The 14650-nt window shown below is 49.8% G+C and carries 14 protein-coding genes, 2 rRNA genes and 1 riboswitch (1 of these 17 running past the window's edge); of the genes, 1 reads left to right on the forward strand and 15 read right to left on the reverse strand.

The features are described 5' to 3' along the window. Nucleotides 1-63: 63 nt before the first annotated feature. Genes purD through purE form a run of 12 tightly spaced genes read right to left on the reverse strand, consistent with a single transcriptional unit; the run spans nt 64 to nt 12599 of the window. Entirely contained in the window at nt 64-1317 is a 1254-nt protein-coding gene (gene purD / locus AC5LIL_RS12265) for a phosphoribosylamine--glycine ligase (protein ID WP_499824242.1), read from the reverse strand. A gap of 14 nt (nt 1318-1331) precedes the next feature. Next, nucleotides 1332-2852 (reverse strand): bifunctional phosphoribosylaminoimidazolecarboxamide formyltransferase/IMP cyclohydrolase, encoded by a 1521-nt coding sequence (purH, locus tag AC5LIL_RS12270; protein WP_499824243.1) that lies wholly within the window; start codon nt 2850-2852, stop codon nt 1332-1334. Continuing rightward, nucleotides 2849-3427 carry a phosphoribosylglycinamide formyltransferase gene (gene purN, locus AC5LIL_RS12275; protein WP_499824244.1) on the reverse strand — a complete coding sequence of 193 codons (579 nt, stop codon included), beginning with the start codon at nt 3425-3427 and terminating at the stop codon, nt 2849-2851. The genes purH and purN overlap by 4 nt, the downstream gene beginning before the upstream one ends. After that, nucleotides 3424-4458 (reverse strand): phosphoribosylformylglycinamidine cyclo-ligase, encoded by a 1035-nt coding sequence (gene purM / locus AC5LIL_RS12280; RefSeq protein WP_339963552.1) that lies wholly within the window; start codon nt 4456-4458, stop codon nt 3424-3426. Before purM ends, purN begins: the two co-directional genes overlap by 4 nt. Nucleotides 4459-4470: 12 nt before the next feature. Further along, nucleotides 4471-5880 (reverse strand): amidophosphoribosyltransferase, encoded by a 1410-nt coding sequence (gene purF / locus AC5LIL_RS12285; RefSeq protein WP_214758269.1) that lies wholly within the window; start codon nt 5878-5880, stop codon nt 4471-4473. Beyond that, complete coding sequence (gene purL, locus AC5LIL_RS12290; protein ID WP_214785780.1) at nt 5856-8075, reverse strand: phosphoribosylformylglycinamidine synthase subunit PurL; 2220 nt, start codon at nt 8073-8075, stop codon at nt 5856-5858. The genes purF and purL overlap by 25 nt, the downstream gene beginning before the upstream one ends. After that, complete coding sequence (gene purQ, locus AC5LIL_RS12295; RefSeq protein WP_214785781.1) at nt 8059-8739, reverse strand: phosphoribosylformylglycinamidine synthase subunit PurQ; 681 nt, start codon at nt 8737-8739, stop codon at nt 8059-8061. Before purQ ends, purL begins: the two co-directional genes overlap by 17 nt. Next, nucleotides 8736-8978: a phosphoribosylformylglycinamidine synthase subunit PurS gene (purS, locus tag AC5LIL_RS12300; protein WP_074032936.1), complete on the reverse strand. Its 243-nt coding sequence runs from the start codon at nt 8976-8978 to the stop codon at nt 8736-8738. Before purS ends, purQ begins: the two co-directional genes overlap by 4 nt. Next, nucleotides 8975-9679, reverse strand: a complete 705-nt coding sequence (gene purC / locus AC5LIL_RS12305) for a phosphoribosylaminoimidazolesuccinocarboxamide synthase (RefSeq protein WP_214785782.1) — start codon at nt 9677-9679, stop codon at nt 8975-8977. The genes purS and purC overlap by 4 nt, the downstream gene beginning before the upstream one ends. A 48-nt stretch (nt 9680-9727) precedes the next feature. Next, on the reverse strand, nt 9728-11020 hold the full coding sequence (gene purB, locus AC5LIL_RS12310; RefSeq protein ID WP_214696700.1) for an adenylosuccinate lyase: 1293 nt from the start codon (nt 11018-11020) through the stop codon (nt 9728-9730). Next, on the reverse strand, nt 11017-12111 hold the full coding sequence (gene purK, locus AC5LIL_RS12315) for a 5-(carboxyamino)imidazole ribonucleotide synthase (RefSeq protein WP_499824245.1): 1095 nt from the start codon (nt 12109-12111) through the stop codon (nt 11017-11019). Before purK ends, purB begins: the two co-directional genes overlap by 4 nt. Continuing rightward, nucleotides 12111-12599: a 5-(carboxyamino)imidazole ribonucleotide mutase gene (gene purE / locus AC5LIL_RS12320; RefSeq protein ID WP_214785783.1), complete on the reverse strand. Its 489-nt coding sequence runs from the start codon at nt 12597-12599 to the stop codon at nt 12111-12113. The genes purK and purE overlap by 1 nt, the downstream gene beginning before the upstream one ends. Before the next feature lie 69 nt (nt 12600-12668). Then, nucleotides 12669-12770, reverse strand: a riboswitch (purine riboswitch). A 147-nt stretch (nt 12771-12917) separates the two neighbouring features. Between purE and AC5LIL_RS12325 the strand changes: the two genes are divergently transcribed. Next, a complete protein-coding gene (locus tag AC5LIL_RS12325; RefSeq protein WP_499824246.1) occupies nt 12918-13388 on the forward strand; it encodes an NUDIX hydrolase in 471 nt (156 codons plus the stop codon). 42 nt (nt 13389-13430) lie between these two features. Here the strand turns inward: AC5LIL_RS12325 and AC5LIL_RS12330 are convergent, their stop codons facing one another. From AC5LIL_RS12330 to AC5LIL_RS12340, 3 genes are all read right to left on the reverse strand, one after another. Then, nucleotides 13431-13622: an NETI motif-containing protein gene (locus tag AC5LIL_RS12330; RefSeq protein ID WP_015880702.1), complete on the reverse strand. Its 192-nt coding sequence runs from the start codon at nt 13620-13622 to the stop codon at nt 13431-13433. A gap of 84 nt (nt 13623-13706) precedes the next feature. Continuing rightward, nucleotides 13707-13823, reverse strand: a 5S ribosomal RNA gene (rrf, locus tag AC5LIL_RS12335). Nucleotides 13824-13876: 53 nt separating this feature from the next. Further along, nucleotides 13877-14650: ribosomal RNA gene (locus AC5LIL_RS12340) — 23S ribosomal RNA — on the reverse strand; it runs 2139 nt beyond the window's last position.

Genomic DNA, 14650 nt, shown 5'->3' on the forward strand with positions numbered 1-14650 from the left:
GTAGAACAGGATATCGGGATTCCCTTTTTTTCGCATGAAAAAAAGGATGGGTTGACCCATCCTTCAAATAATCTGTGTGAACGCCCGTGAACCGATATCTGTCCGGTAGAACGTATCCGGTAAATCGAGTTGTGCGATGGCTTCATAAACTGCTGTCTTCGCTTCAAGTAGCGTCGATTTCGTCGCTGTGATAACGAGCAAGCGACCACCGTTCCCAACGATTTGACCGTCCTGCTGTGCAGTTCCAGCGTGAAAGACGAGAACGTCCTGCGGGAGCGTCTCAAAACCAGACAACACTTGCCCGGTGACAGGTCGGTCCGGATAACCTTTCGCTGCGATGACGACCCCCATCGTATAACCCTCGACCCATTCAATCGAATATGGCTCTTTGCGGATGACCGTTTGAATCACGTCGAGGAGCGGTGATTTCAAATTCGGCAAAATAACTTCTGTCTCTGGGTCACCGAAGCGAGCATTAAATTCAATCACTTTTGGTCCGCTCGATGTCAAGATCAGTCCGGCGTATAAGAATCCTTCAAACGGAGTCCCTCGTTTGACCATCGTTTGAGCGAGGGGTTCGAGTACCGTCTTCACCGCTTCTTCATACACGTCCTCTGACAAATGCGGCATCGGACTGTAGGCACCCATACCACCTGTGTTCGGTCCCTTGTCACCGTCATAGGCACGTTTATGATCTTGTGACGTAATCATTGGAATGACACGCTCTCCCGAGACGAACGCCATGAGTGAAAATTCTTCCCCATCAAGGAACTCTTCAATGACGACCTGTGACTGTTGTCCGAATTTATCCGTTGTGAAAACATCACGTACCGCAGCTTCTGCCTCTTCCACTGTGAACGCGACCGTGACACCTTTTCCAGCAGCAAGACCGTCGGCTTTAACGACGAGCGGTGCTCCAAGTTTCTGAATATAGGAGAGCGCCGATTCTGCGTCCGTGAACGCTTCGTACGCTGCTGTCGGAATCCCTGCCTCCATCATGACCTCTTTTGCGAACGCTTTACTTCCTTCGAGCAGAGCCGCTGCTTTCGTCGGTCCAAAGATGTTCAATCCTTTAGCACAGAACGTATCGACGACCCCTGCCATTAAAGAAGACTCCGGTCCGACAATCGTCCATTCGATGTTCGTTTCTTCTGCGAACCGAGCAAGTGCCTCGACGTCTGTCTCATTGATCGATACACATGTCATACCTTCCATGAAGGCGTTACCTGGTGCAACGAAAACGTGATGTCCGTCTTGTTTTAATTTCCATGCGAGCGCATGCTCGCGTCCTCCTCGACCGATGACCATTACGTTCATGACGCGAACCCCTCTCAGTGTTTGAAATGTCTGACCGATGTGAACACCATTGTAATACCGTGACGGTTTGCCGCTTCAATCGATTCGGCATCGCGGATCGACCCACCTGGTTGGATGATGGCTGTAATGCCTGCCGCTGCTGCCGCTTCGACCGTGTCTGCCATTGGGAAGAACGCGTCACTTCCAAGCGCTGCGCCAGTCGCACGTTCACCTGCTTGTTCGAAAGCGATTTTTGCAGCTCCGACGCGGTTCATCTGTCCCGCTCCGATTCCAATCGTCGTCTCATCTTTCGCTACGACAATGGCGTTTGATTTCACGTGTTTGACGACGCGCCATGCGAGTTTCAAATCTTCCCATTCGGATGCTGTCGGGCGACGGTCCGTCACGATTTGGCAAGCTGCATCATCGAGTGTCATGTCGTCCCCATCTTGTACGAGTAATCCTCCAGCGACAGCTGTTAAGCGCATCCCTGTCATTTGACCCATATCCAACGTTAATAGACGAAGATTCTTTTTCTCTTTCAATCGTTCAAGTGCTGCTTCACTAAAGGATGGAGCAATGATGATCTCTAAAAAGATGTTACGAAGGGCATCTGCCGTTTCTACATCGACTTCGCGGTTCAAGGCAACGATCCCACCAAAAATAGAGACCGGGTCAGCCGCATGTGCACGCTCGAACGCCTGAGAAATCGTCCGTCCTACTGCGACACCACATGGGTTCATATGTTTGACGACGACAGCAGCCGGTTCGTTCAATTCGCTGAGTGCTTCAAGCGCCGCGTTCGTATCCTGAATGTTGTTATACGAAAGCTCTTTCCCGTGAAGTTGTGTCGCATTCGCGAGTGTCATCCCATCATACAATGGCGTTTTATAAAACGCTGCTTGTTGGTGCGGGTTTTCTCCGTAACGAAGGTCTTGAACTTTTTCATACGTGACCGTCAATTGTTCTGGGAAAGTTTCTCCGATTTGACGTCCTAAATAATCGGCGATCAATGCGTCATAAGCAGCCGTATGACGAAACGCTTTCGTCGCGAGACGTTGGCGTGTCTCAAATGATGTGCCCCCTTCACGTACTTCATCCGCAACGAGTGTATAGTCACTCGGATCAACGACAACCGTGACGCTCGCATGGTTTTTTGCAGCTGAACGCAACATGCTCGGTCCACCGATATCGATATTTTCAATCGCTTCTTCGTACGTCGTATTTTCTTTTGCAATCGTCTCTTTAAACGGATAAAGATTGACGACCACGTAATCGATTGGTTCGATATCATGGTCTTTCATTTGAGCGACATGTGTATCGAGGTCGCGACGTCCGAGCAATCCGCCGTGAACGAGTGGGTGTAACGTCTTGACACGACCATCTAACATTTCTGGGAACGATGTCACCTCAGAGATGTTTTTGACCGGTAAACCGGCTTTCTGGAGTGCCGCCTCGGTCCCTCCTGTCGAGATGAGTTCGATGCCCGCCTCATGTAGGACAGTTGCTAATTCCACAATTCCTGTTTTATCAGAAACACTTAATAATGCTCTCACTTGAAAACCTCCTGTTGATTCAACACTTGTTGTAATACGCGCGGATACAGTTGATGTTCAATCGCTTGAATGCGTCGTGTCGCTTCCGTGCGGTCGCATCCTTCAATCTCGACTGACGCTTGTGCGATGATCGGACCCGTGTCCATCCCCGCATCCACATAATGAACCGTCACGCCACTCGTCGACACGTTTGCGACAAGCGCCTGACCAATCGCATCTTTCCCCGGAAAGGCGGGCAAGAGTGAAGGATGAATGTTTATGATTCGGTTCGGATATGCGGATAGTAACACATTTCCGATCAAGCGCATATACCCTGCTAACACAATATAGTCCACTCGAAGCGAATCGAGAAGGACGAGGATTTCTTCCTCGAACTCCTCTTTAGACGCATACGTTTTCGGTGTGAAGGAAAAACTTGGAATCTCATGAAGCTCCGCACGGTCGAGAACCGTCGCTTCTGGTTTGTCCGTGACGAGTAGCACGCATTCGGCTGACAATTGTCCATCGGCAATCGCCTGCCAAATGGCTTCTGCATTACTCCCCGACCCTGATGCAAAGATGGCAAATCGTTTCATTGGTCCACTCCTGAGATTCGGATTCCTGGACGACTTTCGACTTTCCCGATTCGATGCGCTGTCTCACCAACACGTTCGAGCGCCGCTTCGACCAGTTCCACATCTTCTGCACGTACCGTAATCATATAACCAATGCCCATGTTGAAGACGTTGAACATTTCCTGTTTCGAGATGTTTCCGACTTGTTCGAGCCAGTCGAATACAGGAAGGCTTGGCCAACTCGATGCATCGAACGTGATCCCGAGTCCTTCCGGTAACATACGAGGGACATTCTCATAGAAGCCACCACCTGTGATGTGTGCCATTCCTTGTACTTTACCTGTCGAAATCGCCGCTTTCGCCGCTTCAGCGTAAATGCGTGTCGGAAGAAGCAACGCGTTCCCAAGTGTCGTATCGAGCATCGCAATTTCATCCGTATAGTGAAGACCTTGCGCTTCGACGATATGACGCACAAGAGAAAAACCGTTTGAATGAACCCCTGAAGAAGCAAGCCCTAGAACGACATCTCCATCCTGAATCGTCGAACCGTCGAGTAAATGCTCTTTCTCAACGACCCCGACCGCAAACCCGGCAATGTCATACTCCCCATCCGGGTACATTCCAGGCATCTCAGCCGTTTCTCCTCCGACGAGGGCACAACCGGCTTGGACACATCCTTCAGCGACCCCGGCGACGATGCGCTCGAGTTTAGCCGGCTCTGCTTTTCCTGTGGCGATATAGTCGAGAAAATAGAGCGGTTCTGCTCCATGAACGAGGCAATCGTTGACGCACATCGCGACGCAATCAATTCCAATCGTGTCATGTTGGTCGAGCGCGAAAGCCAACTTCAGTTTCGTCCCGACCCCATCCGTCCCACTCACGAGAATGGGATGTCTCATGTTCATCGAGCCGAGATCAATCATCGCCCCGAAACTACCGAGCCCTGTCATTACTTCTGGACGCATCGTCCGGGCAACATGACGTTTCATACGGGATACGGCCTCGTACCCTGCTTCTAAATTCACACCCGCTTGTTCATATCGAACGCTCATCGGTTTTCCCCCTTAAGCCTTTGTCTCTGTCACGAGTTCTGCAAGTTCAGTCGGATAAAGTCCCGTGAAGCATGCAGCACACTGCCCGCGTAACGCTCCTTCGAACGGACGATCGATGGCTTCGACCGTTCCATCCAATGTGAGAAACGCTAGTGAATCGGCACCAATCTCTTCTCTGATTTCTTCAACGGATTTGGTTGCCGCAATTAACTCTTCCTTCGTTGATGTATCGATTCCGTAATAGCATGGATGCTTGATTGGCGGTGACGTGATGCGCACATGCACTTCCGTCGCGCCTGCCTCTCGAAGCAAAGTGACGATTCTGCGGCTCGTCGTTCCTCGGACGATGGAATCATCGACCATAATGACCCGCTTCCCATTCACGACACCGCGTAACGCCGACAGTTTCATCTTCACGCCGCGCTCTCGTAATTCCTGAGAAGGTTGAATGAATGTCCGTCCGACATAACGGTTCTTAATAAGTCCCATCTCGTATGGGATTCCACTCGCTTCGGCATAACCGATTGCCGCGGAAATACTCGAGTCCGGCACACCCGTCACGACATCCGCTTCGACCGGCGCTTCTTCGAACATCTTTTTCCCCATGGCTTTACGCGCCGTATGCACGTTGATGCCGTCGATGATCGAGTCCGGACGTGAGAAGTAAATGTATTCCATCGAACACATCGCACGAACTGCCGCTTCACTGAAGCGTTCAGATGTGATGCCTTCATTCGTAATCATGAGTAACTCGCCTGGTTCAACATCTCGGACGTACGTCGCTCCAACGACGTCAAACGCACATGTCTCTGATGCGAAAACGTACGCACCGTCTTCCGTCTGCCCGAGTGACAAAGGACGTAACCCATGAACGTCGACTCCGACGTATAGGGCATCTTCTGTCAAAAATAAGAAGGCGAATGCTCCAACGAGACGAGCCAAGCTATCTGCAATGCGTTCTTTCAATGAATTACCGCGACTCCGCTTAATGAGATGGGCCACGACTTCCGTGTCGGACGTCGTCTGGAAGATCGCACCTTCCGCTTCGAGCATATGTTTCAACTCAGTCGCATTCACAAGGTTTCCGTTATGCGCCATCGCCAAATCACCTGTCAACGACTTGAAATGGAGCGGTTGAACGTTCTCGAGCGTGTTGCCGCCCGCTGTCGAGTAGCGTACGTGACCGATCGCATGATTCCCGGTGAGTGCGTCGAGAGACGTTTCGTCAAATACTTCGGTGACGAGTCCGAGTCCACGTTTCGCGTGGAGACGCTCTCCGTCTGCCGTTACGATTCCCGTTCCTTCTTGGCCACGGTGCTGCAAACTGTGAAGTCCGTAGTAGGCAAGGTGTGACGCTTCGATGTGACCGAACACACCGAAGACGCCACATTCCTCGTTCATGCCTCGGATGTCATATAACATGGAATAGCTCCTTCCCATACACGTTCCAACTCTTGCACATCCATTTCAATCAAGCGGTCGCTCGCGCGAACGACAACGGTTGCCGCTTCTGTGACCGTACCGATTGCCGTTCCGTTCGTCATGCTCGCGAATGCCTCGGCTTTCGTTTGCTCGACTGTCACGAGGAAGCGTGACTGGGATTCACTAAATAGCCCAGTGACGAGATCTGTATCGATTGTGACGTCGACACCGAACCCTGTTCCGAAAACGAGTTCTGGTAACGCTGCCGCAAGACCACCTTCTGACACATCGTGTGCCGCCGTGACAAGACCTTCACGAATCGCTTGAAGTAATGCTTTCTGCGTCTGACGTTCTTCCTGAAGGTCGAGTGTCGGCGCATGTCCGCTCACTTTTCCATCCTGCAACATTTGAAGGGCACTCCCCCCAAATTCTGCTTTTGTCTCTCCGAGTAAGAAGACGACGTCTCCGGCTTGTTTCGCAAACGATGTCGTAATGTGCTCTGGCTTCTCAATGAGACCGACCATTCCAACGACCGGTGTCGGATAAATGGCTTGTCCGTTCGATTCGTTGTACAACGATACGTTTCCACCAATCACAGGTGTATCGAGCGTCCGGCACGCTTCCGCCATTCCTTCAACGGCTTGGTCGAGCTGCCAGAACCCTTCCGGTTTATCCGGGCTTCCGAAGTTGAGACAGTCCGTCAAAGCAAGAGGCTCTGCACCACTTGCGACGATGTTACGTGCCGCTTCAGCGACAGCGATTGCCCCACCGACACGCGGGTCGAGATAGACGTATTTCGCGTTACAGTCGGTCGTCATCGCGAGCGACTTCTCCGTCTCACGAATGCGGATGACCGCAGCATCACTGCCCGGTGCGACGACTGTCGATGTTTGAACCATATGGTCGTATTGCTCATACACCCAACGTTTCGAAGCGATACTTGGCATCGCAAGAACGTCTTTCCATGTCGCCATCACATCTTCGACGATTGGTGTAACAGGACTCATGGCTTGGAAAGCTTCGTAGTAGGCTGGTACTTTTGAAGGTTTATGATAGACAGGAGCGTCTTCGGCGAGCGCATCGACCGGTACTTCGGCTGCGACTTCTCCTTGGTGAACGAGGCGAAGCACTTTCTCTTCGATGACCTCGCCGACTTTGATCGCGTGAAGTCCCCACTTCGTCACGATCGCTTCAATCTCGTCTTCATGTCCGGCTTTGACAACGAGAAGCATCCGTTCTTGTGATTCCGATAGCATCATCTCGTAAGGCGTCATGCCTGTCTCACGTTGCGGGACGAGGTCTAAATTCATCTCGATCCCCATGCCGGCTTTTGAGGCCATCTCCGCTGAAGAAGATGTCAATCCAGCTGCCCCCATGTCTTGAATCCCGACAAGCGCCGGGTGTTTGATGACTTCAAGACACGCTTCAATCAATAACTTCTCCATGAACGGGTCTCCGACTTGTACGGCTGGGCGTTTCTCGTCCGCGTCTTCCCCGAGTTCTTCAGAGGCGAATGTGGCACCATGGATTCCGTCGCGCCCTGTCGTCGCTCCGACATACATGACCGAGTTCCCGACACCTTCTGCGATTCCTTTTTGAATATCTTCATGACGGATGAAACCAACGCACATCGCGTTGACGAGTGGGTTCCCTGAGTAGGCTGGATCGAATGCGACTTCGCCACCTACAGTCGGGATGCCGACACAGTTTCCGTAACCGGCAATGCCTGACACGACATGACCGAATAAATGTTTCACACGTGATTCGTTCAAATCTCCGAAACGGAGTGAGTTCAATAATGCAATCGGACGGGCACCCATCGAGAAGATGTCACGGATGATTCCGCCCACCCCAGTCGCCGCCCCTTGATAAGGTTCAATCGCTGACGGGTGGTTATGACTCTCGATTTTAAAGGCGACAGCTTGACCGTCTCCGATATCGACGATTCCTGCCCCTTCTCCTGGTCCTTGTAAGACGTGCTTTCCGGTTGTAGGAAACTTCCGGAGCACAGGTTTCGAGTTTTTGTACGAACAGTGTTCAGACCACATGACCGAGAAGAGACCGATTTCTGTATAGTTTGGCTCCCGGCCAAGCAGTGAGACGACGAGTGCGTATTCGTCGTCCGATAATCCCATCGTGGCATAAATCTTTTCATCGCGGATTTGCATAGCTGTCGGTTCAGTTGTAAGTAACATGTCGTGCCCCCCATTTTACAATTGACGTGAATAACCGTTTACCGTCTTCTCCACCGAGCAATGCTTCGACCGCACGCTCTGGGTGTGGCATCATGCCGAGTACGTTTCCTGCTTCGTTCGTGATGCCGGCGATATGTTCGACCGATCCGTTCGGGTTCTCTTTATAGGTGAACGCAATCTGACCATTTGTCTTCAATGTCTCGAGTGTCGCCTCGTCACAGTAGTAGTTGCCCTCACCGTGTGCGATTGGCACGCGAATCGTTTCCTGTGCCGCATAGTCACTTGTGAACATCGTCTCATTATTTTCGACGACGAGTTCGACAGTCTTACACATGAATTTCAAATCACGATTTCGCATCAACACGCCTGGGAGGAGTCCCGCTTCGACAAGTACTTGGAATCCGTTACATACCCCAAGCACCGGACGTCCTTCTTCTGCGAAACGTTTTACCTCAGCCATAATCGGTGAAAATTGGGCGATTGACCCGCAACGCAAGTAATCTCCATATGAGAAGCCACCTGGTAAGAGCACCCCATCGAACCCTTCAAGTGAGGTTTCTGTATGGAACACGTATTCCGCTTCTTCCCCGAGCACGTCTTTTACCGCATGATACATGTCGAGGTCACAGTTTGATCCTGGAAAGACGATGACCGCGAACTTCATGCAAGTACCCCCATCTCGATTTCATAATTCTCAATGACCGTGTTGACGAGTAATTTCTCACACATCTCTTTAACCATGTCTTCTGTCGTTTCGTCAGCGACCTGAAGCTCGATGACTTTCCCGATACGGACCGATTCAATTCCAGCGAATCCAAGATGCTCGAGTCCGCCTTTCACAGCTACTCCTTGTGGGTCAAGTACACTTTCACGTAATGTCACATACACGTTTACTTTTTTCATTGTCCATTTCCCCCTATGCGTGTTAACAATTGTCCATACGTCTCAGTCAAAGAACCTAAATCGCGACGGAATACGTCCTTATCCAACTTTTGTTTTGACTCTTTGTCCCATAGTCGGCACGTGTCTGGTGAAATCTCATCGGCCAAGATGATAGTTCCGTCCACTTTCCCAAATTCTAGTTTGAAATCAATCACGTCAATGCCATGTTGACCGAAGAAATCGAGTAATACATCGTTTACCCAAAGACCAAGTTGTCGCAATGTTTCGACTTCTTTGTGTGTAGCGACTTGCAACAAACGGATATGGTCTTCTGTAAGGAGTGGATCCCCAAGAGCATCATCCTTATAGTAGAACTCGACGATCGGTGCAAGGAGTGGTGTCCCTTCTTCCCAACCGAGTCGTTTCGCCAGGCTTCCAGCCGCTACGTTTCGGACAACCACTTCTAACGGAATGATGTCAACACGGCGTACCAACTGTTCTCGCTCTGAGATTCGTTTGATAAAGTGCGTCGGAATCTTGTTGTCATGCATCAATTCGAACAGCTGTGTCGTGATGGCGTTGTTCAGGATCCCCTTCCCATCAATCGACTCTTTCTTCTCTCCATTGAATGCTGTCGCATCGTCTTTATAATATACGCGAAGCACACCCGCTTCTTCTGTCTCAAATAACGCTTTCGCTTTGCCTTCATAAATTGCTTTCATCTGAACCGTCCCCCTTAAAAGTGAGAGGGGCATATCGCCCCTCAACGATTACAAACCACAGCGTTCAAAAATTGTATCGACACGGCGTACGTGATAACGCGGATCGAACAATTCATCGAGCTCTTCACTCGTAAAGAGTGCGCCCATTTCTTTATCCTCTTCAATCAATGTTCGGAACATCGTCTCTTCTTCCCACGCTTGCATCGCCTTCGGTTGAACCGCGTCATATGCAGCTTCACGCGACCAGCCTTTCTCGATGAGACCGAGCAGAATACGTTGCGAGAAGATAATCCCGAACGTACGGTCCATGTTGCGACGCATGTTATCTGGGAAGACCGTCAAGTTCTTCACGATATTGCCGAAGCGATTCAACATATAGTTGAGAAGAATCGTCGCATCCGGAATAATGATGCGTTCTGCTGACGAGTGCGAGATGTCACGCTCATGCCAAAGCGGAACGTTTTCGTAAGCCGTCATCATATGACCGCGAATGACACGCGCAAGACCCGTCATGTTTTCAGAACCGATTGGGTTTCGTTTATGCGGCATCGCCGACGATCCTTTTTGCCCTTTTGCGAAGAACTCTTCTACTTCACGTGTCTCTGTCTTTTGAAGACCGCGAATCTCGGTAGCCATCTTTTCAATCGATGTCGCAATCAAAGCGAGCGTCGACATATACTCGGCATGACGGTCACGTTGGAGCGTCTGTGTCGAGATCGGTGCAGCTTGGATTCCGAGCTTGTCACACACATATGATTCGATGAATGGGTCGATATTCGCAAACGTCCCGACGGCTCCGCTCATTTTCCCAAACTCAATCGTTTCGCGTGCTGCCATGAAACGTTTCTTGTTCCGCTTCATTTCTTCATACCAAAGGGCAAGCTTCAAACCGAACGTTGTCGGCTCTGCGTGCACACCGTGTGTACGTCCCATCATGATGTCATATTTATGTGCTTTTGCTTTTTCTGCAAGAATGCCGATGAAGCGATCTAAATCGGCTTCTAAAATATCATTCGCCTGCTTGATTAAATACGAGAGCGCCGTATCGACGACATCCGTCGACGTCAATCCGTAGTGTACCCACTTCTTCTCTTCTCCGAGTGTCTCGGAAACGGCACGGGTGAACGCAATCACATCGTGACGCGTCTCTTGTTCAATTTCTAAAATACGATCAACATCAAACGATGCTTTGTCCCAAAGGACTTGTACATCTTCTTTCGGGATAATCCCAAGTTCACTCCAAGCCTCACACGCGTAAAGCTCAACTTTTAACCAAGCCTCGAACTTATTTTGATCGGTCCAAATGTTCGCCATCTCTGGGCGGGTGTAGCGTGAAATCATAAAACGGTCTCCTTCCAAATTGCCAGTTGTTCGATGGTATGAAGCGCATCCTCGACTGTGTCACCGAGAACATTCAAGTGTCCCATCTTGCGACCCGTCTTCGCTTCATCTTTTCCATACAGATGTAGTTTAACATTCGATGGCAATGCTTTGACATTGAGTCGTTGCATATGTTCGCCGAGAAGATTGACCATGACGACCGGAGTGGTCAGTGTCGTTCGTCCGAGACGCATCCCTGTCACGGCTCGAATGTGTTGTTCAAATTGTGAGGTCTCACATGCATCGATCGTGTAATGTCCAGAATTATGTGGACGTGGTGCGAGTTCGTTTACGTAAAGGCGACCATTTGGCATGACAAACAACTCGACAGCGAGTGTTCCCATCAACCCGATGTGGTCTGCGAGTTGAAGTGCGAGATGTCTCGCATCTTCTTGAATCTCATCAGCGACACGAGCCGGTACGATGGATAGATGTAGAATGTTGTTATGATGAATATTTTCACTGATTGGGAACGTCGACGTTTCTTCTTCTCCACGTGTCACAATGACCGAGATTTCTTTTTCAAACGGCAACCAAGCTTCAGCGACATATTCTTGTTCCGTGAACTGTTCAATGAATGCCTGAACATCCTGTTCCGTCCGAATGACTGTCTGCCCTTTTCCGTCATAACCGAAGCGACACGTTTTGACGACAAATGGCAACCCAAGCTTTTCTTTCGCCTCCCGAACATCTCGAACGGTACGGACTGAAACATAAGGTGCGACTCGTAGTCCCGCAGATTCAATCATTTGTTTTTCTAAGATGCGATGTTGCGTCGCTTTCAATACATCCATTCCTTGTGGACATTTTTCTTCAATCGCAGCAATCATCTCTGTGTCGATATTCTCAAATTCGTATGTCACGATGTCAGAACGGTCGGCGAGTTTCTTTGCGGCGTCGACATCATCAAATGAGGCAACAATGGAATCTGCCACTTGAGCAGTCGGTGCATGTGGGTTTGGATCGAGACAAAGTGTCGTATACCCCATTGCACTCGCACTAAGAGACATCATCCGTCCAAGTTGTCCTCCACCTAAAATTCCGATTTTCATCAGACCAACTCCTCCGTTCCTCGCATCGCCATCTCTTGTTTTTTCTCCCGAAATGCATCAAGTCGATTTGTAATGTCTGTGGAGTGAATGCTAAGAATTTGAGCAGCAAGTAATCCTGCATTTGTCGCTCCCGCTTTACCAATCGCAACAGTTGCTACTGGAACTCCTGCAGGCATCTGAACAATCGAGAGTAGCGAATCCATTCCATTGAGAGCTTTAGACTGAACTGGGACACCGATGACAGGAAGTGTCGTTTTCGCAGCTACCATTCCAGGGAGGTGGGCTGCTCCACCAGCACCCGCAATGATTACTTGAATGCCTCTGCCTCGTGCCTCTTCAGCATATTCGAACATAAGGTCTGGTGTACGGTGAGCTGATACGACTTGTTTTTCATATGGAATCTGTAACTCATCTAACATGTCACATGTATGTTTCATCGTCTCCCAGTCAGATGAACTACCCATGATTACTCCAACTACTACGTTCATTCCAAATGTCCCCCTTACAAAAAGAAATCCCTAAACCGAGCAATCAGTTTAGGGTATAGGCATGACAAATACACGTCAGCTACACCCCATAGTCTGATCAGAATCGGTGATCAGGTAGAAACTTGCAAGCCATTTCCTTGCGATTATATGGAGCACTATTTATTTTTCCTATCTCACACGCCTATCGTACCTTGTTCTTTGAAAACATGTCAATAAACTGCGAACATTTTAATTGTCTGAATATTTATCGTTCGCTTTTTGGATATAAGAAGAATCTTCTCTATGTATCCTGTATTCTATTATAAAAGGGGGAGTTAGATGAATTACATATCAAGTCTTCGGGAAGTGATTGGCAACCGTCCGATCATCAGCGTTGGAGCGACCATTTTGGTCATCAACCAAAAACAAGAGGTACTGATGCAATTCCGATCGGATACACTTGACTGGGGTTTACCAGGAGGATCGATGGAGCTCGGAGAAACGTTGGAAGAAGTCGCTGCACGAGAATTAAAAGAAGAAACTGGACTTTTCGCTAAGCAATTTGAATTCATTCAAGTCTTTTCCGGTCCAGATGGTTACTTTAAATATCCGAACGGCGATGAAACATACGGTGTCATCCATTTATATCAGGCAAAAGGAGTACATGGAGAACTTCTGATGGAAGACGGTGAAAGCCTCGCTCTTGAATACTTTAGTAAAGAGAATCTTCCTAAAAAGATAGAAAAACGAGCTAAAACTTTATTGGATGCGCTTGGAGACCGATGCTTTGAACGCGAGCATTCATTTTAAGATATAAAAAAGCCGTCACACAGATAGTGTGACGGCTTGGCATTAGGATTCTTTAGAGACGCATTCAAATAAAATCGATTGATGGGAATGGACAGGTTCATCTTTGGCTCCCGTTTGCTCAAAGACGGGCTTTTCAATGCGGCGTATAGGACGATAACCCATTTCATTGATTCGATCTAAACATTCGCTGACCGTTTCATTTGGTTCGACATATACTTTGATCTTCTTAGCCATTTCTTACGTCCTCTCTTCCACTAGACTAAATCGATGATAAGAAAAAACGGCGGCCCTTGAGCGAATGCTCCAGAACCACCGTTTGCCTGGCAACGTCCTATCCTCACAGGGGGAGATCCCCCAACTACTTTCGGCGCTGAGACGCTTAACTTCCGTGTTCGGCATGGGAACGGGTGTGGCCGTCTCGCTATCGCCACCAGACTTTAGGGCTTGTTCCCTGAAAACTGAGGATTCATCAACACAAACCGTTAGACTAGATCAAAGCCTCGACCGATTAGTATCATTCAGCTCCACGTGTCACCACGCTTCCACCCATGACCTATCTACCTCATCGTCTCTGAGGGGTCTTTCTTGATTGCTCAAAGGGAAATCTCATCTCGGAGGGGGCTTCATGCTTAGATGCTTTCAGCACTTATCCCGTCCGCACGTAGCTACCCAGCGATGCTCCTGGCGGAACAACTGGTACACCAGCGGTGCGTCCATCCCGGTCCTCTCGTACTAAGGACAGCTCTCCTCAAATTTCCTGCGCCCACGACGGATAGGGACCGAACTGTCTCACGACGTTCTGAACCCAGCTCGCGTACCGCTTTAATGGGCGAACAGCCCAACCCTTGGGACCTACTCCAGCCCCAGGATGCGATGAGCCGACATCGAGGTGCCAAACCTCCCCGTCGATGTGGACTCTTGGGGGAGATCAGCCTGTTATCCCCAGGGTAGCTTTTATCCGTTGAGCGATGGCCCTTCCATGCGGAACCACCGGATCGACTAAGCCCGACTTTCGTCCCTGCTCGACTTGTAGGTCTCGCAGTCAAGCTCCCTTCTGCCTTTGCACTCTTCGAATGATTTCCAACCATTCTGAGGGAACCTTTGGGCGCCTCCGTTACTGTTTAGGAGGCGACCGCCCCAGTCAAACTACCCGCCTGACACGGTCCTCCAGCCGGATTACGGCTGCGAGTTAGAGACTCTATACGCAAAGGGTGGTATCCCAAGGGTGTCTCCACCGAAGCTGGCGCTCCGGCTTCACAAAC

It is taken from the genome of Exiguobacterium sp. RM11 (genome assembly GCF_059821525.1).